The sequence below is a fragment of the Limnohabitans sp. 63ED37-2 genome (genome assembly GCF_001412535.1).
Lineage (GTDB): Bacteria > Pseudomonadota > Gammaproteobacteria > Burkholderiales > Burkholderiaceae_C > Limnohabitans_A.
This window is the reverse complement of the sequence record NZ_CP011774.1, coordinates 2,718,075-2,739,979: the sequence shown is the minus strand read 5'-3', so window position 1 is coordinate 2,739,979 and position 21,905 is coordinate 2,718,075. Positions and strand designations below refer to the sequence as shown.

The following is a 21,905-nucleotide window of genomic DNA, read 5'->3' as shown; positions in this document are numbered from 1 at the left end:
CCCATGAACGCTGAGCAACTCCAAGCCATCATCGCCGCAGGCCTTTCGTGCACCCACCTGAGCGTGGAGGGTGATGGTCGCCACTGGAGCGCTGTGGTCGTGTCCGAAACCTTTGCGGGCATGCGCCCCATTGCCCGGCACCAACGGGTGTACGCCACGCTGGGCCAAAAAATGCACACAGACGAGGTGCACGCCTTGTCGATGAAGACCTACACGCCCGCCGAATGGGCTGCCCAGGCGAAATGAACCGAAGGCCTTCGGGCCACAACGCACTGACCTGACCCATGGATAAACTGAAAATTCGCGGTGGCCACCGCCTGCAAGGCACGCTCGATGTGTCGGGCGCCAAGAACGCTGCCCTGCCCGAGTTGTGCGCCGCTTTGCTGAGCGCCGAGCCCGTCACGCTGGCCAATGTGCCGCGCCTGCAAGACGTCTCGACCATGCTCAAGCTGATCCGCAACATGGGCGTGACAGCTGAGCACCACGAAGACGGTCGCGTCACGCTGAATGCCGGGGCTTTGAACAACCCTGAAGCTCCTTACGAACTGGTGAAAACCATGCGGGCCTCGGTGTTGGCGCTGGGTCCTTTGTTGGCACGCTTTGGCCACGCCAAGGTGTCGCTGCCCGGCGGTTGCGCCATTGGCTCGCGCCCGGTCGACCAGCACATCAAAGGCCTGCAGGCCATGGGTGCGGTCATCACGGTGGACCACGGCTACATGCTGGCCAGCTTGCCCCAAGGCCGCACGCGCCTCAAAGGTGCACACATCACCACCGACATGGTCACCGTCACCGGCACTGAAAACTTCATGATGGCTGCTGCTTTGGCCGAAGGCGAGACGGTGCTCGAAAACGCCGCCCAGGAGCCCGAGATTCCCGACCTGGCCGAGATGCTGATCAAGATGGGCGCGAAGATCGAAGGCCACGGCACGCGCCGCATCCGCATTCAGGGTGTGGACCGTTTGCACGGTTGTGAGCACCAAGTGGTGGCCGACCGCATCGAAGCGGGCACCTTCCTTTGTGCTGTGGCGGCCACGGGCGGCGATGTGGTCTTGCGTCACGGCCGCGCCGACCACCTCGAAGTGGTCATCGAAAAGCTGCGTGATGCCGGGGCCACCATCGAGGCGGGTAATGATTTCATCCGCGTCAAGGCCGACGGCCGACTGAAGGCCCAGAGCTTTCGCACCACCGAATACCCGGGTTTTCCGACCGACATGCAGGCGCAGTTCATGGCGCTCAACTGCATCTCGCAAGGCGCGAGCAAAGTGACCGAAACGATTTTTGAAAACCGCTTCATGCACGTCAACGAGCTGGTGCGCCTGGGTGCGCACATCCAGATCGACGGCAAGGTGTCGGTGATCGAGGGCGTGGAAAAGCTCTCGGGCGCTACCGTGATGGCCACCGATTTGCGGGCCTCAGCCAGCTTGGTGATTGCCGGTTTGGTGGCCGAAGGCGAAACCATCGTCGACCGCATTTACCACCTGGACCGCGGCTACGACCGGATGGAATTGAAACTGCGCGGCCTGGGTGCCGACATTGAAAGAGTCAAATGATCACGCTGGCCCTGTCCAAAGGACGCATCTTTGACGAAACCCTGCCGCTGCTCAAAGCCGCTGGCATCGAGGTGCTCGAAGACCCCGAAAAATCGCGCAAGCTGATCTTGCCCACCAACCAAGCCAACGTGCGTGTGGTGCTGGTGCGGGCCAGCGATGTGCCCACCTATGTGGAATACGGCGGAGCCGATCTGGGTGTGACCGGTCTTGACACCCTCATTGAGCATGGCGGCCAGGGCTTGTATCAGCCGCTTGACCTGAACATCGCCAAATGCCGCATGAGCGTGGCGGTGCGGGCCGATGACGACTACGCGGCGCTGGTGCGCACAGGTGCTCGCCTGAAAGTGGCCACCAAATACACGACCATCGCCCGCGACTTTTTTGCCACCAAAGGCGTGCACGTTGACCTGATCAAGCTGTACGGCAGCATGGAGCTGGCGCCACTCACGGGCCTGGCCGATGCCATCGTCGATCTGGTGTCCACCGGCAACACGCTCAAGGCCAACCATTTGGTCGAGGTCGAACGCATCATGGACATCAGCTCGCGCTTGGTCGTGAACCAGGCGGCGCTCAAACTCAAGCAAGCGCCGATCCGCGCCATCATCGACGCCTTTGCGGGCGCAGTGAAGAAAGACTGAACATGGGATTGCACCCCAAACCTTTGCAACTGAACACGGCCGACGCCGGTTTTGAAGCGGCCTTTGCGGCCCGCCTGCATTGGTCTGCCGACACCGACGCCGCCATCGAGCGACGTGTGGCCGACATCCTGGCCGATGTGCAAAAGCGTGGCGATGACGCCGTTCTGGAATACACCCAGCGTTTTGATGGCCTGCAAGCGCCCGATGTGAAAGCTTTGGAGATCACCCAAGCCGAACTGAAAGCGGCACTCGACAGCCTGCCCGCCGCACAACGCGAAGCCCTACAAGCCGCCGCCGCACGCGTGCGCACGTACCACGAAGCCCAGAAAAAGGCCTCGGGCGAGAGCTGGAGCTACCGCGACGAAGACGGCACGCTGCTCGGTCAAAAAGTCACACCGCTCGACCGCGTGGGCATTTATGTGCCTGGTGGCAAAGCCGCTTACCCTTCTTCGGTGTTGATGAACGCCATCCCCGCGCATGTGGCCGGTGTGCAAGACATCATCATGGTGGTGCCCACCCCCGTGCGCGGCAGCGTGGCCACGGGCGGCTCTGGAGAGGCGACCGCTTCCAGCCGGGGTGAGCGCAATGAACTCGTGTTGGCCGCCGCCTATGTGGCGGGTGTCACGCGTGCCTTCACGGTGGGTGGTGCGCAAGCCGTGGCGGCTTTGGCCTATGGCACCGCCACCATCCCCAAAGTGGACAAGATCACCGGCCCGGGCAACGCCTATGTGGCCAGTGCCAAAAAGCGGGTGTTCGGCACCGTGGGCATCGACATGATCGCGGGCCCCTCAGAAATTCTGGTCTTGGCCGATGGCAGCACGCCCGCCGATTGGGTGGCGATGGATTTGTTCAGCCAGGCCGAGCACGACGAGTTGGCGCAAAGCATCTTGCTGTGCCCCGATGCGGCCTACATCGCCGAAGTGCAAGCCGCCATTGACCGCCTGCTGCCCACCATGCCCCGCCGCGAGATCATCGCCAAGTCGCTCAACGACCGGGGCGCTTTGATCCTCACGCGCAGCATGGAAGAAGCCTGCGCCATCAGCAATCGCATTGCGCCCGAGCACCTGGAGGTGTCGAGCCGCGACCCGCACCGCTGGGAGCCGCTGTTGCGCCACGCCGGGGCCATCTTTATGGGGGCTTTCACCAGCGAGTCGCTGGGCGACTACTGCGCTGGTCCCAACCATGTGCTGCCCACCAGCGGCACGGCGCGTTTCTCCTCGCCACTGGGCGTGTACGACTTCCAAAAACGCAGCAGCCTGATCGAGGTGAGCGAAGCCGGTGCCCAGCCTCTGGGCCGCATCGCCGCCGAGCTGGCCTATGGTGAAGGTTTGCAAGCGCACGCCCGCGCCGCTGAGTTGCGCTTGAACCCTGTTCCCCCCATGCGAGAGCCGACATGACCGTGAGCCCCCAACTGATGCAACGCATCCGTCAAGACGTGCAGTCCATGCATGCCTACGCCATCCAGGACTCGGTCGGCATGGTCAAGCTTGACGCGATGGAAAACCCACACCACTTGCCCGCTGAGCTGCAAAAAGCGCTGGGCGAGCGACTGGGGGCCTTGGCGCTCAACCGCTACCCCGATGGCCGCGTGAACGAGTTGCGCCATGCGCTGGCAAGTTACGCAGGCATGCCCGAAGGCTTCGACATCATGCTGGGCAACGGCTCGGACGAATTGATCTCTTTGTTGGCCATGGCCTGCGATGTGCCCGGCGCAAGCATCTTGGCCCCGCTGCCGGGCTTTGTGATGTACGCGATGAGCGCCCAACTGCAAGGCCTCGCTTTCCACGGCGTGCCCCTCACGGCCGACTTTGAACTCGACGAAGCCGCCATGCTGGCCGCCATCGATCAGCACAAGCCTTCCATTGTTTACCTGGCTTACCCCAACAACCCCACGGGCAACCTGTGGAACGACGAGACGATCGAGAAAATCGTGTTGGCCCAAGGCGCACAAGGTGGCCTGGTCGTCATGGACGAGGCCTACCAACCCTTTGCCAGCAAGAGCTACATGGACCGCATCATGCGCCATTCGCATGTCCTGTTGATGCGCACGCTCAGCAAATTCGGCCTGGCAGGTGTGCGTCTGGGCTACATGATCGGCCCCAGGGCGCTGATCGCCGAGATCGACAAAGTGCGCCCACCCTACAACATCAGCGTGTTGAATTACGAGTGTGCGCTGTTTGCCCTGGAGCACGCCGAGGTGTTTGTAGCACAAGCCAAAGACCTGCGCGAGCAGCGTGCCCGTTTGCTGAAAGAACTCGCCACCTGGCCCGGTGTGACCCCGTTCCCCAGCGAGGCCAACATGATCCTGGCCCGCGTGCCCGATGCGGCCAAAACCTTTGAGGGTCTGAAGGCCCACGGTGTGCTGATCAAGAACATTTCTAAAATGCACCCATTGCTCGCCAACTGCCTGCGCCTGACGGTGGGCACGGCCGCAGAAAACGACCAACTCCTTGCCGCTCTGAAAGCTTCCTTATGAACCGCACCGCTGCAGTCACCCGCAAGACGGCCGAGACGAACATCCGTGTCGCCCTAAACCTCGACGGCACGGGCCAAGCCAAGCTGGCTTCGGGCATCGGTTTTCTGGACCACATGCTCGACCAGATCGCGCGTCACGGTTTGATCGACTTGGACATCGCTTGTGAAGGCGACTTGCACATCGACGGTCACCACACGGTCGAAGACATCGGCATCACCTTGGGCCAGGCATTTGCGCAGGCCATTGGCGACAAAAAAGGCATCCGCCGTTATGGCCACGCCTACGTGCCGCTCGACGAAGCCCTAACTCGCGTGGTGGTGGATTTTTCGGGCCGCCCTGGTTTGCACATGGATGTGAACTTCACTTCCGGCTCGCTGGGTACGCTGGACACGCAACTGGTTTATGAGTTCTTCCAGGGCTTTGTCAACCATGCGCTGTGCACACTGCACATCGACAACCTCAAGGGTGTCAATGCGCACCATCAGTGCGAGACCATCTTCAAGGCCTTCGCCCGCGCCGTGCGTGCCGCACTCGAACTCGATCCGCGCTCGGTGGGCGTGATCCCCTCGACCAAAGGAAGTCTCTGAACATGAGCGTCAACCGCGTCGCCGTTGTGGACTACGGCATGGGCAACCTGCGAAGCGTGGCGCAGGCGGTGATGCACGCGGCCTCCAGCGTGGACCATGCCGAAGTCACCGTCACATCCGACCCGCAAGTCGTGCGCAACGCGCACCGTGTGGTCTTGCCGGGGCAGGGCGCCATGCCCGATTGCATGCGCGAGCTGTGCGAGTCGGGTTTGATGGAAGCCGTGCTCGAAGCTGCGGCCACCAAACCCCTGTTTGGTGTGTGTGTGGGCATGCAAATGCTGCTGGACCACAGCGACGAAGGCGATACGCCCGGTTTGGGCCTGATCCCTGGCCGTGTGGTCAAGTTCGATTTGGCCGGACGCATCCAGCCCGATGGCACACGCTTCAAAGTGCCACAGATGGGCTGGAACCAGGTCTGGCAAGACCAACCAGCGCATGCCCTATGGCAAAGCGTCGAGGACGGCAGCTGGTATTATTTTGTGCACAGTTTCTATGCCCAGGTGGCCAACCCGGCGCACAGCGCGGCCCAGACCGATTACGGCGGCCGCTTTGCCTGCGCCATTGCCCGTGACAATATTTTTGCCACCCAGTTTCACCCCGAAAAAAGCGCGGCCCAGGGCTTGGCCTTGTTCCGCAATTTCCTCCACTGGCAGCCTTGAGAAGTTTTCACTGCCGATTTTCAGCCCCTCAGCCTTTTTTAATTCGCCATGATTCTGATCCCCGCCATTGACCTCAAAGACGGCCACTGCGTTCGCCTCAAGCAAGGCGATATGGACCAAGCCACGACCTTTGGCGAAGACCCCGCCGCCATGGCCCGCACTTGGCTGGAAAAAGGCGCACGCCGCTTGCACCTGGTGGATCTGAACGGTGCCTTCGCAGGCAAGCCGCAAAACTTCAGTGCCATCAAGTCCATCCTCAAGGCCGTGGGCGACGACATTCCGGTGCAGCTGGGTGGCGGCATCCGCGATCTGGACACGATTGAAAAATACATCGACAGCGGCCTGCGATACGTCATCATCGGCACCGCCGCCGTCAAGAACCCCGGCTTCTTGAAAGACGCCTGCACCGCCTTTGGTGGCCACATCATCGTGGGCCTGGACGCCAAAGACGGCAAAGTGGCCACCGACGGCTGGAGCAAGCTCACCGGCCACGAAGTGGTGGACTTGGCCAAGAAGTTCGAAGACTGGGGCGTTGAGTCCATCATCTACACCGACATCGGCCGCGACGGCATGCTCAGCGGCATCAACATCGACGCCACCGTCAAGCTGGCCCAAGCCCTTACCATCCCTGTGATCGCTTCGGGCGGCCTGTCCAATATGGCCGACATCGAGCAGCTGTGCGCCGTGGAAGATGAAGGCGTGGAAGGCGTGATTTGTGGCCGCGCCGTGTATTCGGGTGACCTCGACTTCGCGCTGGCGCAGCAACGCGCCGACGAACTCAACGGCTGACCCATCCCCTCGCGATTGCACATGAGCGCTCAGGCCACTTGTCGCGACACCGCGTTCGCAGGTCTGCCGGCTTGCGAATTGGCGCTGCCGCAAGGCGACCACTTGCGGGTGGCGCTGCACGGTGCGCATGTGCTGTCTTGGGTGTCGGGCGGGCAAGAGCGCCTGTACCTCAGCCCGAAAAGCACCATGGACGGCCAAGCCGCCATTCGCGGCGGTGTGCCCGTGTGCTTTCCGCAGTTCAACCAACGCGGTCCCATGGCCGACCGTTTGCCCAAACACGGATTTGCTCGCAACGTGGCCTGGTTGGCCGATGCGCCCGAACTGGGAGCCGAGCATGCCCGCCTCACGCTGCGTCTGAATGACAACGCCCAAACCCGCGCCTGGTGGCCCCAAGCCTTTGCCTTGGCGCTGCACATCGACCTGAGCCCGGGTGCCGTGCAACTGACGCTGGACGTGCACAACACAGACACCCAAGCGCTGGCGTTCTCTGGCGCACTGCACACCTATTTGGCCGTGCCCGACGTGACGCAGGCCACACTGCAGGGCTTGGGAGGTCAGCCCGAATGGGATTCACTCACCGACACCCATGCCCAAGCGGCCGACATGATTCGATTTGCTGCCGAATTTGACCGCGTCTACGAAGCCGGGCCACAGCCCCTGACGCTGAACGATACCCTGCACATCAGCCAAAGCCCCAGCTGGGCCAACTCCGTGGTCTGGAACCCCGCGCAAGACCTGTGCAAGCGTCTGGCCGACATGCCAGACGAAGGCTGGCGGCACATGCTGTGCATCGAAGCCGCGCAGGTCTACACGCCTATCAACTTGCCAGCGGGCGGGCGCTGGGCGGGCTGGCAGCGCTTGCAAGTGCGCAACCCTTGAACCTATTCAACCAGAGAAGTCCCCATGCTCGCCAAACGCATCATCCCTTGCCTCGACGTGACCGGCGGTCGCGTGGTCAAGGGCGTCAACTTTGTCGAACTGCGCGACGCCGGAGACCCGGTCGAAATCGCGGCCCGCTACAACGAGCAAGGCGCTGACGAACTCACGTTTTTGGACATCACCGCCACCAGCGACGGGCGCGACGTGATCCTGCACATTATCGAAGCCGTGGCCAGCCAGGTCTTCATCCCACTCACAGTGGGTGGTGGTGTACGCACCGTCGAAGATGTGCGCCGCTTGTTAAACGCGGGCGCTGACAAAACCAGTTTCAACTCGGCCGCCATTGCCAACCCGCAAGTCATCCGCGAAGCGTCTGCCAAATACGGTGCCCAGTGCATCGTGGTCGCCATCGACGCCAAGCGCCGCAGCGCCGAAGACGAACAGCGCATCGGCACTAATGGTTTGCCCATGGGCCCCGGTTGGGACGTGTACAGCCACGGCGGCCGCAAAAACGTGGGCCTGGACGCGGTGGCCTGGGCCACCCAAATGGCCGAGTACGGCGCTGGCGAAATCCTGCTCACCAGCATGGACCGCGACGGCACCAAAAGCGGCTTTGACCTGCAACTGACCCGCGCCGTGAGCGACGCTGTGAGCGTACCTGTCATCGCATCGGGCGGCGTGGGCAACCTCGACCACCTGGCCGACGGCGTGAGCATTGGCGGCGCGGACGCGGTGCTGGCGGCCAGCATCTTCCATTACGGTGAATACACCGTGCAGCAGGCCAAAGAGCGGATGCGGGAGCGGGGGATTCCTGTGCGCTTGTGAGACCCCTGCTCATGTAGATCGCAACATATGCTTGGCTAAATTGTGATGCAAGTGATTGACCATTTAATTTGAATTAAGTCCGAGTTATCCAACTCTGTGAGATGAAAACAGACCAATCTGAACTTGATTCAAACACATACAAGGCGCTAGGTAGATATGTGGTTGCTTTTTCTGGGCTGTTAAACGCGCTAGAGTCGTCAACAGTTCATCTCGTCACTCGAGATAGTCGTGAGATGAAGTTGCTTGATGCAGCGTTGGGTGACCGTACGGCGTCGCCAATTGTTGCAGCGTACTTCGCAGTTTTTTTACACTTACTGGGAAGGTCAAATGTATGAAAAAGACTTTTCAGTCATGAAGTGACTTCGGCGTGAACTTGAAGACGTCGTGAAGGAGAGAAATAGGCTCATGCATGACGCATGGTTGAGTATTGCAGCAGGAGCTGATTCAGGACCAATTCCGATGACTCGATATCGCAAACGCGCACATGGAACAGGTGTTGACTATGAGAGCGTGTTCTACCCGCCGGAAAAGTTGGAGTTGCTTTCTGACGACTTGAATCGACTGTCCTCAATTGTTAACGCCACGGCCTGGTATGGAAGGCGAGGACAAAGTGGACCAGAACTTAGTAAGCGCTTTCAAGTGGTAGACAACAGAGTTTTTCATTCGAATTGAATTGTATTTTTGAGGATGCTCTCTACCATGCGTCTTGACGCCGCATAAAAAGTCCTCATTTATGCCGACTGACAACAGCATGACCTTGCTGGCTACATTCAGCACTGTTTATCGTTGGCGTGTAGCTTCTTGGCGAACCTGCTGAACGACGGTGTGGCGCTGTCGTCCTGCGTTAGTCGAAATCATAGGAGGAGGCCAGTCCTACTTTGATTTCTTCACGCGAGAGCACGGTGTCTTGGATCAGGCGCGGGGTCATGTCCGGGTTGTCGGTCACGGCTTTGCCGATGCGGGCCCAATGCTCAATTTGTCGGGGTACCGAACGGTGCTCCGCTGCAGCATAAGGTTTGGCGGCTTCGACCAATTCGTAAGACAGTTTGATTGCAACAGCCATGATGCTTTTCCTTGATGAGGTTGTATTTTGCAAGCTATGAATGTTTATTGCATCCTGAATTCAAGCTAAAACGCTTTTTCAGCTACGCTGGCAAGAAGCGTCATGAGTTGATATAGTTGTACCAATAAATGTACAGGAACGCCACCATGGATGCCATGACTTACAGCACCGCACGCGCCAATCTGGCGAGCGTGATGAACCGTGTGTGCGAGGACCACGAGCCCCTGATCATCACCCGCAATGGGGATCAATCGGTGGTGATGCTTTCGCTTGAAGATTACAAGGCGCTTGAAGAGACCGCCTATCTCTTGCGCACGCCTGCCAATGCACGGCGTTTGCTGGCGGCGGTGGGGCAGCTTCATGCGGGGCAGGGCGTTGAACGCGAGTTGCTCAAGTGAAACTCGTTTTTGCCGAGCTGGCCTGGGAGGATTACCTCTATTGGCAAAAGCAAGACCGCAAAATGGTGGACCGCATCAACAAGCTGATCGAGGCCACGACGCGTGATCCTTATGCAGGCGTTGGCAAGCCAGAGCCCTTGAAGCATGCGCTCTCTGGTTTTTGGTCGCGCCGCATCAACGAAGAGCACCGCATGGTCTATCGCGTTGAAGGTGATCAGCTGCAAATTGCCCAATTGAGGCTTCATTACTGAGTTTTGAATGCGCTGGCCGATAGGCCAGTGCGTACGGATTAAGATCTCTCCCCTATGAACTGGCTCGATCAAATCAAATGGGACGACAAAGGCTTGGTGCCTGTGATCGCCCAAGAAAAAGACACTGGCGACGTGTTGATGTTCGCCTGGATGAACCGCGAGGCGCTGCAAAAGACGGCCGAGCTGAAAAGGGCGGTGTATTTCAGCCGTTCGCGCAACAAGCTGTGGTTCAAGGGCGAGGAGTCGGGCCATGTGCAGACGGTGCACGACATCCGCATCGATTGCGACAACGATGTGGTGCTGCTCAAAATCACCCAGCTGGGGCATGAGCCCGGCATTGCCTGCCACACGGGCCGCCACAGTTGCTTTTTTCAGAGCTTGCAAGCCGAGGAGTGGCAGGCGGCCGATCCGGTCTTGAAAGACCCCGAAACCATTTACAAGTGAACGCCCCAAGCCTATGAGCAACCAAGACATCCTTGACCGCCTCGCGGCCGTGGTCGAAAGCCGCAAACCCGCCAACGGCGGTGACCCCGAAAAAAGTTATGTGGCCCGTCTCCTGCACAAAGGGCCCGACGCCTTTTTGAAGAAGATCGGTGAAGAAGCCACCGAAACCGTGATGGCCGCCAAAGACGTGGACCATGGCGGGGACAAAACCAAGCTGGTGGGCGAGGTGGCTGATTTGTGGTTCCACAGCATGATCGCGCTGGCACACTATGGCCTGAAACCCGCTGACGTGGTCAATGAACTGGCTCGCCGCGAAGGCCTGAGTGGCCTTGAAGAAAAAGCCCTGCGTAAAGTGCAAGAGCGCGAGCGTTTGGGGGAGTAAGCTGCGCCCATGAACACGCCGCCCCTCGAAGACAGCACCCACACCATCAGCTGGGTCAGCTACATCCTCCACTTGATCGTGGCTGTGAGCGCCGTGATTCCGGGTGCGCAGATGGGTCCGGCTTTGCTGGTGGTGGCGCTGATCATCGATTTGGTCAAAAAGGGCGATGCCCCGGGCTGGGAGGCCACGCACTTCAGCTACCGCATCCGCACTGTGATCCGGGCGGCCGTGCTGTACTTGGTCACTGCGCCTTTGTGGTTGTTCTTTTTCTTCCCTGGCTGGCCTGGGTGGCCATTTCCATCTGGTTTTTGTACCGCATCGTGTTGGGCATGGTGCGCCTGAACGGGCAGCGCCCGGTGACCGACTGATATTTTTGACTTTGAGACCGATTGAGCCATGACCGACGACCACTGTATTTTTTGCAAAATCATCGCGGGCAAGATCCCGTCACGCAAGGTCTACGAGGACGAGCATGTGTTTGCTTTCCACGACATCGCGCCTTGGGCACCCATCCATTTCCTGATCATTCCCAAGCTGCACATCCCGTCGATGATGCATCTGGCCCCCGAGCACGCTGCCTTGATGGGTCACATGATGACCCTGGCCCCCAAGCTGGCCGCGCAGGAGGGTTGTAACCCTTATCCGGATGGCGGTTTCCGCATCGTGGTCAACAATGGCACCGAGGGTGGGCAAGAAGTGCACCACCTGCACATGCACGTCATGGGCGGTCCGCGCCCCTGGCTGCGGGGTTGAAAAGGGGCTTTCGCCCCCCAAATCCTTCCTTCCACAGGGCCGATCCTTTACCGGTTGTCGATCCCCTTAGAATCCTCAGATCTTTAGGAGATATTCATGGGTACTTTTTCCATTTGGCACTGGCTGATCGTGTTGCTGATCGTGGTCATGGTGTTTGGCACCAAAAAGCTCAAAAACATGGGCTCTGACCTGGGTGGCGCTGTCAAAGGCTTCAAAGACGGCATGAAAGAGGGCGGCAACAAGGACGAGGCAGCAGCCCCTGTGGCTGGTCAAGTCACCGCTTCGACCACTGCTCAGGCCGAAAAGACCACGATTGACGTCGAAGCCAAGACCAAGTCTTGATTTTTGAACGACTGAACGCCGCACTGTGCTGGATTTAAGCTTTTCGAAAATGGCCCTGATTGGGGTCGTGGCGTTGATCGTCATCGGCCCCGAAAAATTGCCCAAAGTGGCCCGCACGCTGGGCACTTTGCTGGGCAAGGCACAGCGCTACGTGTCAGACGTCAAGGCCGAGGTCAACCGGTCCATGGACCTGGAAGAGCTCAAGAAAATGAAAGAGACCATGGAGACGGCGGCCCGCGATGTCGAGCAGACCGTCCAGACCACGGCTTCTGACTTTGAGAAAGACTGGTCCGAGACCACGGCCGGGTTGACCAGCGATCTGCCCACCATCGAGCCGCCACCGCCTTACTACAAACGTCCCGAGAAAAATTGGCGTCTCAAACGTGGCGCTGTGCCCCAGTGGTACAAAGCCCGCTCCGGGGTGCGCACCAAAGCGCTTTCGGGTGCCGCACGCGTGGCCCGTTATCGGCCCAAGCCCCTCAATTCTGTGTGACGACTGAGCACCTCTGGTGCTCCCCGTCCAACCGACCCCGCCATGTCCGATACCCCATCTCAGCCCGAAGACGAACTCAAAGGTTCCGAGCAACCTTTTGTGGCGCACCTGATCGAGTTGCGCGACCGCCTGATCTGGGCCGTGGCGGCAGTGGCTTTGGCGGCAGCGGCTTTGGCTATCTACCCCGGCCCCGGCGAGCTGTATGACATTTTGGCGGCCCCCTTGGTGGTGCATTTGCCCAAGGGCGCCACCCTGATCGCCACGTCGGTCATCTCGCCTTTTATGGTGCCGCTCAAAATTTTGCTGATGAGCGCCTTTTTGATCGCCTTGCCCGTGGTGCTTTACCAAGTCTGGGCCTTCGTAGCCCCGGGTTTGTACAGCCACGAGAAAAAGCTGGTCATGCCCTTGGTGGTGTCGAGTACGCTGCTGTTTTTCATCGGCGTTGCGTTTTGTTATTTCTTCGTGTTCGGTCAGGTGTTCAGCTTCATCCAAAGCTTTGCGCCCAAAAGCATCACGGCTGCGCCTGACATCGAGGCCTACCTGAGCTTCGTGTTGTCCATGTTCCTGGCATTCGGCTTGGCGTTTGAGGTGCCAGTGGCTGTGGTTGTGCTGGCGCGTATGGGTGTGGTCAGTATCCAAAAACTCAAGGACTTTCGCGGTTACTTCGTGGTGCTGGCCTTTGTGATCGCTGCTGTGGTCACCCCGCCCGATGTGGTGTCGCAGCTGGCGCTGGCCATTCCCATGTGCCTGCTTTATGAAATGGGCATCTGGGCTGCGCAAATCTTCATCAAGCACACCCAAGCGCCTGATGCGCCGGCCGATGCCGTCTGAATGCAACAAGCACTTCGGGATCTGAATGTCCCATGAGAAAAGGACCGCAAGGCCCTTTTCTCATGTGGGTGTGTCAAGCCGCATGGCCTTCAAGGCGCTTGCCTTTTGGGGGAAGGTCTTTCCGCTGGGGTCAGTCGCAAGGATAAAGAGGCTTGTTGCCGCCAGATCAGCAGCTCAGCAGGTTCACCCGGCTTGAGGCTGGCGACCTGGTTGAGCAGGTCTGACACGCTGCTAACGGGCTGTTTGGCCACTTGCAAGATCACGTCGCCCGGGCGCACCCCGGCTTTGGCTGCGGGCCCGTTTTGCAGCACCCCCGTGATCACCACGCCCTGTCGGCTTTGATCGGCTTTCAAGGGGGGCAGCTGGAAGCTTTCGGCCAGTTCCGGGGACAGGTCTTGTGGCTCCACCCCGATCCAGCCCCGCACGACTTTGCCGTTTTGCAGCAAATCCTGCATGACCTGTTTGGCTGTGGAGATTGGGATGGCAAAACCAATGCCCATGCTGCCACCGGAGCGGGAATAGATGGCGGTGTTGATGCCCATGAGGTGGCCATTCACGTCCACCAGGGCCCCACCGGAATTGCCGGGGTTGATGGCGGCATCGGTCTGGATGAAGTTCTCGAAGGTGTTGATGCCCAACTGGCTGCGGCCCAGGGCGCTGACGATGCCCGAGGTCACGGTCTGCCCCACGCCAAAAGGGTTGCCAATGGCCAGCACCACGTCACCCACCTGCAGGTCTTGCAGTTGGCCCAAAACAATCACAGGCAGTTTGTCCAGCGGGATCTGCAACAAGGCCAGGTCGGTGTCCGGGTCGGTGCCGATCACTTTGGCCTGGGTTTTGCGACCATCGCTGAGCACCACCTCGATGTTGTCGGCATCTTCGATGACGTGGTTGTTGGTCAGGATGTGGCCCTCGGGGCTAACGATGACGCCGCTGCCCAATCCGCCCGGGTTTTGCTCTTCTTGTTCGCCATAGAAGAAACGGAACCACGGGTCTTGTCCATGCGGATTTTGGCTTTTACCTTGTCGGGTATTGATGCTCACCACAGCGGGCGAGGCTTTTTGCGCTGGCGCACTCAGGCTGCCGACCGGGCGGTTGCCGCTGGCAGCAGGGGCCGCTTGGAGCAAGGTCATGCCGTCCACCGAGCGCTGGGCACCGCGCAGCCATGTGGGTTGCAGTGTGGCCACCACAAACCAGATGGCCAACAAAACGGTCACCCATTGGGAGAATAAAAGCCAGTAACGTTTCATGGTGTCCGATTGTCCTTGATTCGGTCGGGGTGCACCTCTGGCGATGCGGATCAAGCAACACAGGCGCAAGGCTGAGGCTTGGCTCCACCTGAGCCACAATCGGGCATGGACACCCCCGACAGACCCTCCACGATGACCGATGCCAAAACCCTGGGCCAGGCTTTTGACGCCTTGCTCCAACCCGAAAAATTCCGCGACTACGGCCCCAATGGCTTGCAAGTCGAAGGCGATCGCCAGGTGCGGCTCTTGGTCAGCGGCGTGACCGCCAGCCGCGCCCTGATAGAAGCGGCGATTGAGGTCCAAGCCGACGCCATCGTGGTGCACCACGGCCTGTTCTGGCGTGGCCAGGACGGGCGCGTCATGGGTTGGATGCGCGAGCGGTTGCGCTTGTTGCTGGCGCATGGCATTCACCTGTTTGCCTACCACTTACCGCTCGACGCCCACCCCGAACTGGGCAACAACGCCCAACTGGCCCGTGTGCTGGGCTTGCAGGCCGATGGCCGTTTTGGCGATCAAGATCTGGGCTTTGTCGGAACGGGCACACAGGCCTGGGCGCGTCCTGAAGCGCTGGCCGAACATGTGGCCGCCGTGTTGGGACGCCCGGTGACCTGTGTGGGTGGCAGTGATCGGCCGGTTCGACGCGTAGCCTGGTGCACGGGCGGTGCCCAGGGCTACTTTGAGTCGGCCATTGCCCAAGGTGTGGACGCCTTCATCACTGGTGAAATTTCCGAACCACAAGCCCATCTGGCGCGGGAAACCGGCGTGGCCTTTCTGGCCTGTGGCCACCATGCCACCGAGCGCTATGGCGCACCCGCGTTGGCGGCGCATGTGGCGCAGGCGCTGGGTATTGAACACCGTTTCATCGAGATCGACAATCCGGCTTGATGCCGACCTCCTGCCCACGAACGAGCCCCATGAATCTGCACGAACTGACCCGCCCCATCGCCATCACCCCAGGTGACCCCTGCGGCATTGGCCCCGAAATCATTGCCCGGGCCTGGAGCACCACGCCTGAGCTGACCCGGGGCTGCTTTGTGGCGGGTGATGTGGGCCTGATGCGCCGCGCCATGGCTTTGGTGGGGCAGGCCGTGCGCTACCCGGTGTGCGAAATCGAAACGGCTGAGCAAGCCTTGCACGTACCCCCGAGGTGTTTGCCTGTGCTGCAGGTAGTGTCCGAGGCCCCCGAGATCCCTTGGGGCCAGGTCGATGGCCACGCCGGGCAATTGGCGGGCGAGGCCGTGCTTTGGGCCACGCGTGCCGCCTTGCGAGGCGAGGTGGCCGCACTGGTCACCGCCCCTTTGCACAAAGAAGCCTTGCACGCAGCTGGCGCACCTTATGACCAATACCCGGGCCACACCGAGTTGCTGCAGGCCGAGGCGGCTAGGCATGCGGGCGTGACGCTCGCGCAAATGCCGGTGCGCATGATGCTCGCCAACGACGAGCTGCGCACGGTGCTGGTCAGCATCCATGTGTCCATGCGCGAGGCGCTCGATGCCATCACGGTGGACCGTGTTCTAGAGACCTTGCGCATCACCCACACAGCTTTGACGGCTTTGTTGGGCCGCAAGCCACGCATCGCGGTCGCCGGGGTCAACCCCCATGCGGGCGAGGGGGGCTTGTTTGGGCGCGAAGAAATCGAGGTGGTGAAGCCGGCCATATGGCAAGCCTGCCAAGAAGGTTTGGATGTGCACGGCCCCTACGCGCCCGACACGGTGTTCATGCGGGCCCGCCAAAAACCGGGCATTCAGCGCGAATTTGATGTGGTGGTGGCCATGTACCACGACCAGGGCTTGATCCCGGTGAAGTACTTGGGCGTGGAGCAGGGGGTGAATGTGACCCTGGGTCTGCCCTTGATCAGAACCAGCCCCGACCACGGCACAGCCATGGACGTGGCTGGCCAAGGTGTCGCCGACGCCAGCAGCATGGTCCAGGCCATTCGCATGGCGCGTCAGTTGCTGGCAGGCGCGGTCACAGGCATGGCCTGAGCTCCGGGGGGGGCGAGTCAGCCCTTGTTTTTCAGGCTGTCGCGAATTTCACGCAGCAGCAACACATCTTCGGGCGTGGTGGGCGCAGCTTCTGGTGCGGCGGCAGGCTGCTGGGCGGTTTTGAGGCGGTTGATTTGCCGCACCATCACAAAAATCACCAAAGCCAAAATGAAGAAGTTCAAGGCCACGGTGACGAAGCTGCCGTAAGCAAAAACAGCCCCCAGCTTTTTCGCCTCTGCCAAGGGCAAGTTGGTCGCTTGACCGGCCAGTGGCAAGTAGTAGTTGGCGAAGTCAAGACCGCCAAAGACCAGACTCACAAAAGGCATGATCAGGTCGGCCACCAAGGAGTCGACGATCTTGCCAAAGGCCGCACCGATGATCACACCCACCGCCAGGTCCATGACGTTGCCTTTCAGGGCAAAAGATTTGAATTCCTGAATAAATGACATCTTAAATCTCCAAAAATAACAAGGTGCTTGCTATTGTGCCCCAGCCAGCAACAAGCTTATGCATTTGTAAGTCGGTTGTTTGTTTCACTCCGCTACAATCGCGGGTTGACCCTGATAACGACTCGCTAGAGGATTCCCATGAGTGACACCCCAGTCGACAGCAGCAAGCGGACATGGCTGATTGCCTCCACTTGCGCAGGTGCCGTAGGCGCTGGCTTTGTGGCCACCCCCTTCGTCAGCAGCTTCCAACCCTCCGAGCGGGCCAAAGCGGCCGGTGCGGCCGTTGAGGTGGACATTTCCGCCTTGAACCCGGGCGAAAAGCTCACAGTCGAATGGCGTGGCAAACCCGTTTGGATCATGAAGCGCTCGCCTGAGCAGCTCGAATCCTTGAAAAAAACCGAAAGCCAATTGGCCGATCCGGGCTCCGACCGTACCGCGTACCCCACACCCGAATACGCCAAGAACAGCCACCGCTCGATCAAGCCCGAGATCATGGTGGCGGTCGGCATTTGCACCCACTTGGGTTGCTCGCCTGCTGACAAGTTCGCTGCAGGCCCTCAGCCCTCCTTGCCCGATGACTGGAATGGTGGCTTCTTGTGCGCTTGCCATGGCTCCACTTTCGACTTGGCCGGCCGTGTTTTCAAGAACAAGCCCGCACCCGACAACCTCGAAGTGCCGCCTCACATGTACCTGTCTGACACCAAGCTGCTCATTGGTGAAGACAAGAAGGCCTGATGGAGAACAACATGGCTGAATTCAAAGAAATCTCTCCGAACGCCCCCGCTGGCGAGAAGCTGCTCAATTGGGTGGACAACCGCTTTCCGGCTTCCAAGCTGTACAAGGAACACCTGTCCGAGTACTACGCCTCCAAAAACCTGAATTTTTGGTACGTTTTCGGTGCGCTGTCCCTGCTGGTGCTGGTGATCCAAATCGTGACCGGTATTTTCCTGGTCATGCATTACAAACCCGATGCGGCGCTGGCATTTGCCTCCGTCGAGTACATCATGCGTGATGTGCCATGGGGCTGGTTGATCCGTTACATGCACTCCACAGGCGCTTCGGCCTTTTTTGTGGTGGTTTACCTGCACATGTTCCGGGGTTTGATGTACGGTTCCTACCGCAAGCCGCGCGAGTTGGTCTGGATTTTTGGTTGTGCCATTTTCCTCGTGCTCATGGCCGAAGCCTTCATGGGTTACCTGCTGCCTTGGGGCCAGATGTCCTATTGGGGCGCCCAGGTGATCGTGAACCTGTTCTCAGCTGTGCCTGTGATCGGTCCTGATCTGGCCTTGCTGATCCGTGGCGACTTTGTGGTGGGCGATGCCACCTTGAACCGCTTCTTCAGCTTCCACGTCATTGCAGTGCCTCTGGTCCTGTTGGGCTTGGTGGTGGCGCACATCATTGCGCTGCATGAAGTCGGCTCCAACAACCCCGACGGCGTGGAAATCAAGGCTGCCAACGCACCCAAGGATGCCAAAGGCAATCCATTGGATGGCATCCCTTTCCATCCTTACTACACCGTTCACGACATCTTCTCTGTGAGCGTGTTTTTGATGGCTTTCAGCGCGGTGGTGTTCTTTGCCCCCGAGTTTGGTGGCTATTTCCTCGAATACAACAACTTCATCCCCGCTGACCCGCTGACCACGCCTTTGCACATTGCACCTGTGTGGTACTTCACACCCTTCTATTCCATGCTGCGTGCCATCACCACAGAGATGATGTATGTGCTGGTGTTGTGTGTGGTGGTGGGCGCCTTCTTGGCCGTGGCCAAGGGCAAGCTGCCCAGCCTCCTCAAAGGCGGTTTGGTGGGTGCAACGGTGGTGATTTGTGCACTGCTCTTGACCATCGATGCCAAGTTCTGGGGTGTGGTGGTCATGGGTGCTGCCGTCATCATTTTGTTCTTCTTGCCTTGGTTGGATTACAGCCCCGTCAAGTCGATCCGCTACCGCCCTGACTGGCACAAATATGTCTACGCCGTGTTTGTGATCAACTTCCTGATTCTGGGTTACCTGGGCGTGAAGCCGCCCTCGCCCATCGGTGAGCGCGTGTCCCAAGTGGGTACCCTGTTTTACTTTGGCTTCTTCCTGCTGATGCCTTGGTGGAGCAAGCTGGGCACATTCAAACAAGTGCCTGACCGCGTGACCTTCACGCCTCACTGAGATCACGGAGATTCAAGAACATGAAAAACCTCAAGAAACTCGCATTGGGCTTGGTGATGGCACTGGGCCTGGTAGCCGGTGCCCACGCTGCAGGCGGTGGTATTGCCTGGGACAAAGCACCCAAGAAAACCAATGATTTGGCAGCCCTGCAAAACGGTGCCAAGCTCTTTGCCAATTACTGTCTCAATTGCCACTCGGCTGCTTTCATGCGTTACAACCGCCTGAAAGACATCGGTTTGACCGACCAGCAAATCAAAGACAACCTGATGTTCGCCACCGACCGTGTAGGCGACACCATGAAGGCCGCGATTGATCCTCTGCAGGCCAAGGAGTGGTTCGGCAAAAACCCACCTGACCTGACCTTGATGGCGCGTTCGCGTTCGGGCCCCGGTGGTACAGGCGCGGATTACCTCTACACCTACCTGCGCACCTACTACCGCGATGAGACCAAGCCTACGGGCTGGAACAACTTGGCCATGCCCAACGTCGGTATGCCCAACCCGCTGTGGGAATTGCAAGGCGAGCGTGAGCCTGTTTACACAGAAAAAGAAGATCATGGTCACAAAGTCCAAATCTTCTCGGGCTGGAAGCAAGTCAAACCCGGCACGATGACACCCCTGCAATACGACCAAGCCATCGGTGACTTGGTGGGTTACATGCAGTGGATGGCGGAGCCCGCCCAAAACACCCGTGTGCGCATCGGTGTCTGGGTGCTGATTTTCTTGTCCGTCTTCACTTTCATTGCCTGGCGTCTGAATGCCGCGTATTGGAAAGACGTCAAGTAATTGATCTTTCACCTGGCCGTATGGCCAGGTTCTTTGGAGTGGCAGGCCTTGGAGGCCTCCCACTCTTTTTGATTTTTTGAGGAGCCTCCGCCATGATGGTGCTTTATTCCGGAACGACTTGCCCTTTCTCACACCGCTGCCGCTTTGTGCTGTTCGAAAAAGGCATGGACTTCGAGATCCGCGATGTGGACTTGTACAACAAGCAAGAAGACATCAACGTGATGAACCCCTACGGCCAGGTGCCCATTTTGGTCGAGCGTGACCTGATCTTGTACGAGTCGAACATCATCAACGAGTACATCGACGAGCGCTTTCCACACCCGCAATTGATGCCCGGTGACCCCGTAGACCGTGCCCGTGTGCGCTTGTTCCTGCTCAACTTTGAAAAGGAGCTCTTTACCCACGTGTTGACTTTGGAAAACCGCGCCCTCAAAGGCAACGACAAGGCACTCGAAAAAGCACGATCGCACATCCGCGACCGTTTGACCCAGTTGGCCCCGGTGTTCCTGAAAAACAAGTTCATGCTGGGCGACAATTTCTCCATGCTGGACGTGGCTATTGCCCCATTGCTGTGGCGCCTAGACTACTACGGGATTGAGTTGAGCAAAAATGCTGCCCCCTTGCTGAAGTACGCTGAGCGCATTTTTTCCCGTCCTGCCTACATCGAGGCGCTGACACCTTCCGAAAAGGTCATGCGCAAGTAAAGCCGGTTGTTTTCGGGAGAATAATGGCGATGGAGGACTACGCATGATCAGCAACACCGAACTGCCATCCACCAGGCCGTACCTGATTCGCGCCTTGTACGACTGGTGTTCCGAAAACGGTTTCACGCCCTATGTGGCCGTGAAAGTGGACAACTCGGTTCAGGTGCCGCGTGAGTACGTGCAAGGTGGTGAGATCGTGCTCAACGTCAGCATGGATGCCACCAGTTCCTTGAAGCTGGGCAATGACTTCATTGAGTTCAAAGCCCGCTTTGGTGGCAAGCCGCGTGAAATCATGGTGCCCATTCACCGCGTCATGGCGATCTATGCCCGTGAAAACGGTCAGGGTATGGCCTTTCCTGTGAGCGATGAAGAGTCGGCACCTGCGGCTTTGTCGGCGGTGGACAGTCCAGCGCTGGAGAGCATGGACACCGAGGACAAGCCTGAAACGCCCAGCCCGAGCAACCCCGGCCGCCCCGCACTCAAGCGCATCAAGTAAAAAAATTCAGAGCCTGACTCTCAGTCAGCCCCAGAGCACGTTAGAATTCAGCCCGTGCCGCTTTAGCTCAGTTGGTAGAGCACCCGCCTTGTAAGCGGTAGGTCGTCAGTTCGAATCCGACAAGCGGCACCACATGATCAGCCTTGACTCGCAAAAGTCAGGGCTTTTTTTTGGTCACAAATCGGCCGCAGAAAAACAGAAGCCTCAGCGGTTTTGCACCTTGATGCGGATAGAGGCCACGCCCAAGCCTTTGCTGTTGAGGTGGGCTTGCAGGGTAGGCAGCAATTGCCTGAGTTTGGCGGCCACGGCATTGGAGCTCACCAGCAAACACCAAGCGCCATCTTCAATAGGGCCAGGCTGGATGCCCGCTCGCAAGGGGGCTGGCAGCAAGCTGCGAATGGCTTGCAGGCGCTCGGACGACTCGCGAACCCGTCCCATCAAGAGTGAGAAGGTGGGCGACTCCTGGGCGGCTTGTTGAAGCGGAATGGCTTGGTGGCGTCTTTGCATGGCGTGTCTTGGAGTCCCATTATCTGGCAAGCCAGAGCGCTCTGGCGCATGCCTCGAAAAGGCTTTAAAAATAGGCTGGTCAAGCGGCTAAAATCATCCGGTTATGCAGGTTGTCCGTGGGCGGCCTGTCGGGTTGGTGGGGCCGTGTGCCCTGTGGGCCCGGATTCATGAAACTTTTAACCAGACAGGATAGACGGTCTCTTTTTCAGCCCC

At 59.3% G+C, this 21,905-nt stretch carries 29 protein-coding genes, 1 tRNA gene and 1 pseudogene; 27 read left to right on the top strand and 4 right to left on the bottom strand.

Annotation, left to right across the window (positions count from 1 at the left end; all coding sequences use genetic code 11):
* Positions 1-3: 3 nt before the first annotated feature.
* The 10 genes from L63ED372_RS12900 to hisF are packed head-to-tail and all read left to right on the top strand — an operon-like array spanning position 4 to position 8,403.
* Positions 4-246 carry a BolA family protein gene (locus tag L63ED372_RS12900; RefSeq protein ID WP_062406353.1) on the top strand — a complete coding sequence of 81 codons (243 nt, stop codon included), beginning with the start codon at positions 4-6 and terminating at the stop codon, positions 244-246.
* A gap of 38 nt (positions 247-284) precedes the next feature.
* Positions 285-1,550 carry a UDP-N-acetylglucosamine 1-carboxyvinyltransferase gene (gene murA / locus L63ED372_RS12895; RefSeq protein WP_062406351.1) on the top strand — a complete coding sequence of 422 codons (1,266 nt, stop codon included), beginning with the start codon at positions 285-287 and terminating at the stop codon, positions 1,548-1,550.
* Positions 1,547-2,188 carry an ATP phosphoribosyltransferase gene (hisG, locus tag L63ED372_RS12890; protein WP_062406349.1) on the top strand — a complete coding sequence of 214 codons (642 nt, stop codon included), beginning with the start codon at positions 1,547-1,549 and terminating at the stop codon, positions 2,186-2,188. Before murA ends, hisG begins: the two co-directional genes overlap by 4 nt.
* Positions 2,189-2,190: 2 nt before the next feature.
* A complete protein-coding gene (hisD, locus tag L63ED372_RS12885; protein WP_062406347.1) occupies positions 2,191-3,585 on the top strand; it encodes a histidinol dehydrogenase in 1,395 nt (464 codons plus the stop codon).
* Positions 3,582-4,664 carry a histidinol-phosphate transaminase gene (hisC, locus tag L63ED372_RS12880; RefSeq protein ID WP_062406345.1) on the top strand — a complete coding sequence of 361 codons (1,083 nt, stop codon included), beginning with the start codon at positions 3,582-3,584 and terminating at the stop codon, positions 4,662-4,664. Before hisD ends, hisC begins: the two co-directional genes overlap by 4 nt.
* Positions 4,661-5,251 carry an imidazoleglycerol-phosphate dehydratase HisB gene (hisB, locus tag L63ED372_RS12875; protein WP_062406343.1) on the top strand — a complete coding sequence of 197 codons (591 nt, stop codon included), beginning with the start codon at positions 4,661-4,663 and terminating at the stop codon, positions 5,249-5,251. The genes hisC and hisB overlap by 4 nt, the downstream gene beginning before the upstream one ends.
* Positions 5,252-5,253: 2 nt before the next feature.
* On the top strand, positions 5,254-5,910 hold the full coding sequence (hisH, locus tag L63ED372_RS12870) for an imidazole glycerol phosphate synthase subunit HisH (RefSeq protein ID WP_062406341.1): 657 nt from the start codon (positions 5,254-5,256) through the stop codon (positions 5,908-5,910).
* Between the two features lie 48 nt (positions 5,911-5,958).
* Positions 5,959-6,699: a 1-(5-phosphoribosyl)-5-[(5-phosphoribosylamino)methylideneamino]imidazole-4-carboxamide isomerase gene (hisA, locus tag L63ED372_RS12865; RefSeq protein ID WP_053172214.1), complete on the top strand. Its 741-nt coding sequence runs from the start codon at positions 5,959-5,961 to the stop codon at positions 6,697-6,699.
* Positions 6,700-6,720: 21 nt separating this feature from the next.
* Entirely contained in the window at positions 6,721-7,578 is an 858-nt protein-coding gene (locus tag L63ED372_RS12860) for a D-hexose-6-phosphate mutarotase (protein ID WP_062406339.1), read from the top strand.
* A 24-nt stretch (positions 7,579-7,602) separates the two neighbouring features.
* Positions 7,603-8,403: an imidazole glycerol phosphate synthase subunit HisF gene (gene hisF, locus L63ED372_RS12855; protein WP_062406337.1), complete on the top strand. Its 801-nt coding sequence runs from the start codon at positions 7,603-7,605 to the stop codon at positions 8,401-8,403.
* Positions 8,404-9,247: 844 nt separating this feature from the next.
* On the opposite strand, the gene L63ED372_RS12850 is transcribed toward hisF, so the two are convergent.
* Positions 9,248-9,466 carry a TA system antitoxin ParD family protein gene (locus L63ED372_RS12850; protein WP_062406335.1) on the bottom strand — a complete coding sequence of 73 codons (219 nt, stop codon included), beginning with the start codon at positions 9,464-9,466 and terminating at the stop codon, positions 9,248-9,250.
* Between the two features lie 146 nt (positions 9,467-9,612).
* On the opposite strand from L63ED372_RS12850, the gene L63ED372_RS12845 reads away from it, so the two are divergent.
* The 9 genes and pseudogenes from L63ED372_RS12845 (at position 9,613) to tatC (ending at position 13,360) form a co-directional block, all read left to right on the top strand.
* Complete coding sequence (locus L63ED372_RS12845; RefSeq protein WP_062408105.1) at positions 9,613-9,864, top strand: type II toxin-antitoxin system Phd/YefM family antitoxin; 252 nt, start codon at positions 9,613-9,615, stop codon at positions 9,862-9,864.
* Positions 9,861-10,115, top strand: a complete 255-nt coding sequence (locus L63ED372_RS12840) for a Txe/YoeB family addiction module toxin (RefSeq protein WP_062406333.1) — start codon at positions 9,861-9,863, stop codon at positions 10,113-10,115. Before L63ED372_RS12845 ends, L63ED372_RS12840 begins: the two co-directional genes overlap by 4 nt.
* A gap of 54 nt (positions 10,116-10,169) precedes the next feature.
* The gene (gene hisI, locus L63ED372_RS12835; protein WP_062406331.1) at positions 10,170-10,559 is read left to right on the top strand and encodes a phosphoribosyl-AMP cyclohydrolase; all 390 of its coding nucleotides are present in this window, start codon (positions 10,170-10,172) and stop codon (positions 10,557-10,559) included.
* A 13-nt stretch (positions 10,560-10,572) separates the two neighbouring features.
* Positions 10,573-10,941: a phosphoribosyl-ATP diphosphatase gene (locus tag L63ED372_RS12830; RefSeq protein ID WP_062406329.1), complete on the top strand. Its 369-nt coding sequence runs from the start codon at positions 10,573-10,575 to the stop codon at positions 10,939-10,941.
* A 9-nt stretch (positions 10,942-10,950) separates the two neighbouring features.
* Positions 10,951-11,309 (top strand): annotated as a pseudogene (locus L63ED372_RS12825) (DUF4870 family protein).
* Between the two features lie 28 nt (positions 11,310-11,337).
* A complete protein-coding gene (locus tag L63ED372_RS12820; RefSeq protein WP_062406327.1) occupies positions 11,338-11,694 on the top strand; it encodes a histidine triad nucleotide-binding protein in 357 nt (118 codons plus the stop codon).
* A gap of 96 nt (positions 11,695-11,790) precedes the next feature.
* Positions 11,791-12,036, top strand: a complete 246-nt coding sequence (gene tatA, locus L63ED372_RS12815) for a Sec-independent protein translocase subunit TatA (protein ID WP_062406325.1) — start codon at positions 11,791-11,793, stop codon at positions 12,034-12,036.
* Positions 12,037-12,061: 25 nt separating this feature from the next.
* Complete coding sequence (gene tatB, locus L63ED372_RS12810; RefSeq protein WP_062406323.1) at positions 12,062-12,529, top strand: Sec-independent protein translocase protein TatB; 468 nt, start codon at positions 12,062-12,064, stop codon at positions 12,527-12,529.
* Between the two features lie 42 nt (positions 12,530-12,571).
* Entirely contained in the window at positions 12,572-13,360 is a 789-nt protein-coding gene (tatC, locus tag L63ED372_RS12805; RefSeq protein ID WP_062406319.1) for a twin-arginine translocase subunit TatC, read from the top strand.
* A gap of 89 nt (positions 13,361-13,449) precedes the next feature.
* Here the strand turns inward: tatC and L63ED372_RS12800 are convergent, their stop codons facing one another.
* Positions 13,450-14,610, bottom strand: a complete 1,161-nt coding sequence (locus L63ED372_RS12800; protein ID WP_062406318.1) for a S1C family serine protease — start codon at positions 14,608-14,610, stop codon at positions 13,450-13,452.
* A gap of 105 nt (positions 14,611-14,715) precedes the next feature.
* On the opposite strand from L63ED372_RS12800, the gene L63ED372_RS12795 reads away from it, so the two are divergent.
* Both L63ED372_RS12795 and pdxA read left to right on the top strand, forming a co-directional pair.
* Positions 14,716-15,495 carry a Nif3-like dinuclear metal center hexameric protein gene (locus L63ED372_RS12795; RefSeq protein WP_231624498.1) on the top strand — a complete coding sequence of 260 codons (780 nt, stop codon included), beginning with the start codon at positions 14,716-14,718 and terminating at the stop codon, positions 15,493-15,495.
* A 29-nt stretch (positions 15,496-15,524) separates the two neighbouring features.
* Complete coding sequence (gene pdxA, locus L63ED372_RS12790) at positions 15,525-16,595, top strand: 4-hydroxythreonine-4-phosphate dehydrogenase PdxA (protein WP_062406316.1); 1,071 nt, start codon at positions 15,525-15,527, stop codon at positions 16,593-16,595.
* Positions 16,596-16,612: 17 nt separating this feature from the next.
* Here the strand turns inward: pdxA and mscL are convergent, their stop codons facing one another.
* Positions 16,613-17,044: a large conductance mechanosensitive channel protein MscL gene (gene mscL / locus L63ED372_RS12785; RefSeq protein ID WP_062406315.1), complete on the bottom strand. Its 432-nt coding sequence runs from the start codon at positions 17,042-17,044 to the stop codon at positions 16,613-16,615.
* A 138-nt stretch (positions 17,045-17,182) separates the two neighbouring features.
* Between mscL and petA the strand changes: the two genes are divergently transcribed.
* From petA to L63ED372_RS12755, 6 genes are all read left to right on the top strand, one after another.
* Positions 17,183-17,779, top strand: a complete 597-nt coding sequence (petA, locus tag L63ED372_RS12780) for a ubiquinol-cytochrome c reductase iron-sulfur subunit (RefSeq protein ID WP_062406312.1) — start codon at positions 17,183-17,185, stop codon at positions 17,777-17,779.
* An 11-nt stretch (positions 17,780-17,790) separates the two neighbouring features.
* Positions 17,791-19,200, top strand: a complete 1,410-nt coding sequence (locus tag L63ED372_RS12775; RefSeq protein ID WP_062408101.1) for a cytochrome b — start codon at positions 17,791-17,793, stop codon at positions 19,198-19,200.
* A 20-nt stretch (positions 19,201-19,220) separates the two neighbouring features.
* Positions 19,221-19,985, top strand: coding sequence for a cytochrome c1 (locus tag L63ED372_RS12770; RefSeq protein ID WP_062406310.1), 765 nt, complete (start codon positions 19,221-19,223; stop codon positions 19,983-19,985).
* 92 nt (positions 19,986-20,077) lie between these two features.
* The gene (locus L63ED372_RS12765) at positions 20,078-20,689 is read left to right on the top strand and encodes a glutathione S-transferase N-terminal domain-containing protein (protein WP_062406307.1); all 612 of its coding nucleotides are present in this window, start codon (positions 20,078-20,080) and stop codon (positions 20,687-20,689) included.
* A 43-nt stretch (positions 20,690-20,732) separates the two neighbouring features.
* A complete protein-coding gene (locus tag L63ED372_RS12760) occupies positions 20,733-21,185 on the top strand; it encodes a ClpXP protease specificity-enhancing factor (protein ID WP_062406305.1) in 453 nt (150 codons plus the stop codon).
* Positions 21,186-21,241: 56 nt separating this feature from the next.
* Positions 21,242-21,317: transfer RNA gene (locus L63ED372_RS12755), tRNA-Thr, on the top strand.
* Between the two features lie 72 nt (positions 21,318-21,389).
* Here the strand turns inward: L63ED372_RS12755 and L63ED372_RS12750 are convergent.
* On the bottom strand, positions 21,390-21,692 hold the full coding sequence (locus L63ED372_RS12750) for a DciA family protein (RefSeq protein WP_062406303.1): 303 nt from the start codon (positions 21,690-21,692) through the stop codon (positions 21,390-21,392).
* Positions 21,693-21,905 lie beyond the last annotated feature (213 nt).

Bases quoted from the DNA above. Each gene is read 5' to 3' on its own strand.
- L63ED372_RS12900 (WP_062406353.1), top strand. From the start codon at position 4: ATGAACGCTGAGCAACTCCAAGCCATCATCGCCGCAGGCCTTTCGTGC.
- murA (WP_062406351.1), top strand. From the start codon at position 285: ATGGATAAACTGAAAATTCGCGGTGGCCACCGCCTGCAAGGCACGCTC.
- hisG (WP_062406349.1), top strand. From the start codon at position 1,547: ATGATCACGCTGGCCCTGTCCAAAGGACGCATCTTTGACGAAACCCTG.
- hisD (WP_062406347.1), top strand. From the start codon at position 2,191: ATGGGATTGCACCCCAAACCTTTGCAACTGAACACGGCCGACGCCGGT.
- hisC (WP_062406345.1), top strand. From the start codon at position 3,582: ATGACCGTGAGCCCCCAACTGATGCAACGCATCCGTCAAGACGTGCAG.
- hisB (WP_062406343.1), top strand. From the start codon at position 4,661: ATGAACCGCACCGCTGCAGTCACCCGCAAGACGGCCGAGACGAACATC.
- hisH (WP_062406341.1), top strand. From the start codon at position 5,254: ATGAGCGTCAACCGCGTCGCCGTTGTGGACTACGGCATGGGCAACCTG.
- hisA (WP_053172214.1), top strand. From the start codon at position 5,959: ATGATTCTGATCCCCGCCATTGACCTCAAAGACGGCCACTGCGTTCGC.
- L63ED372_RS12860 (WP_062406339.1), top strand. From the start codon at position 6,721: ATGAGCGCTCAGGCCACTTGTCGCGACACCGCGTTCGCAGGTCTGCCG.
- hisF (WP_062406337.1), top strand. From the start codon at position 7,603: ATGCTCGCCAAACGCATCATCCCTTGCCTCGACGTGACCGGCGGTCGC.
- L63ED372_RS12850 (WP_062406335.1), bottom strand. From the start codon at position 9,466: ATGGCTGTTGCAATCAAACTGTCTTACGAATTGGTCGAAGCCGCCAAA.
- L63ED372_RS12845 (WP_062408105.1), top strand. From the start codon at position 9,613: ATGGATGCCATGACTTACAGCACCGCACGCGCCAATCTGGCGAGCGTG.
- hisI (WP_062406331.1), top strand. From the start codon at position 10,170: ATGAACTGGCTCGATCAAATCAAATGGGACGACAAAGGCTTGGTGCCT.
- L63ED372_RS12830 (WP_062406329.1), top strand. From the start codon at position 10,573: ATGAGCAACCAAGACATCCTTGACCGCCTCGCGGCCGTGGTCGAAAGC.
- L63ED372_RS12820 (WP_062406327.1), top strand. From the start codon at position 11,338: ATGACCGACGACCACTGTATTTTTTGCAAAATCATCGCGGGCAAGATC.
- tatA (WP_062406325.1), top strand. From the start codon at position 11,791: ATGGGTACTTTTTCCATTTGGCACTGGCTGATCGTGTTGCTGATCGTG.
- tatC (WP_062406319.1), top strand. From the start codon at position 12,572: ATGTCCGATACCCCATCTCAGCCCGAAGACGAACTCAAAGGTTCCGAG.
- L63ED372_RS12800 (WP_062406318.1), bottom strand. From the start codon at position 14,610: ATGAAACGTTACTGGCTTTTATTCTCCCAATGGGTGACCGTTTTGTTG.
- L63ED372_RS12795 (WP_231624498.1), top strand. From the start codon at position 14,716: ATGGACACCCCCGACAGACCCTCCACGATGACCGATGCCAAAACCCTG.
- pdxA (WP_062406316.1), top strand. From the start codon at position 15,525: ATGAATCTGCACGAACTGACCCGCCCCATCGCCATCACCCCAGGTGAC.
- mscL (WP_062406315.1), bottom strand. From the start codon at position 17,044: ATGTCATTTATTCAGGAATTCAAATCTTTTGCCCTGAAAGGCAACGTC.
- petA (WP_062406312.1), top strand. From the start codon at position 17,183: ATGAGTGACACCCCAGTCGACAGCAGCAAGCGGACATGGCTGATTGCC.
- L63ED372_RS12775 (WP_062408101.1), top strand. From the start codon at position 17,791: ATGGCTGAATTCAAAGAAATCTCTCCGAACGCCCCCGCTGGCGAGAAG.
- L63ED372_RS12770 (WP_062406310.1), top strand. From the start codon at position 19,221: ATGAAAAACCTCAAGAAACTCGCATTGGGCTTGGTGATGGCACTGGGC.
- L63ED372_RS12765 (WP_062406307.1), top strand. From the start codon at position 20,078: ATGATGGTGCTTTATTCCGGAACGACTTGCCCTTTCTCACACCGCTGC.
- L63ED372_RS12760 (WP_062406305.1), top strand. From the start codon at position 20,733: ATGATCAGCAACACCGAACTGCCATCCACCAGGCCGTACCTGATTCGC.
- L63ED372_RS12750 (WP_062406303.1), bottom strand. From the start codon at position 21,692: ATGCAAAGACGCCACCAAGCCATTCCGCTTCAACAAGCCGCCCAGGAG.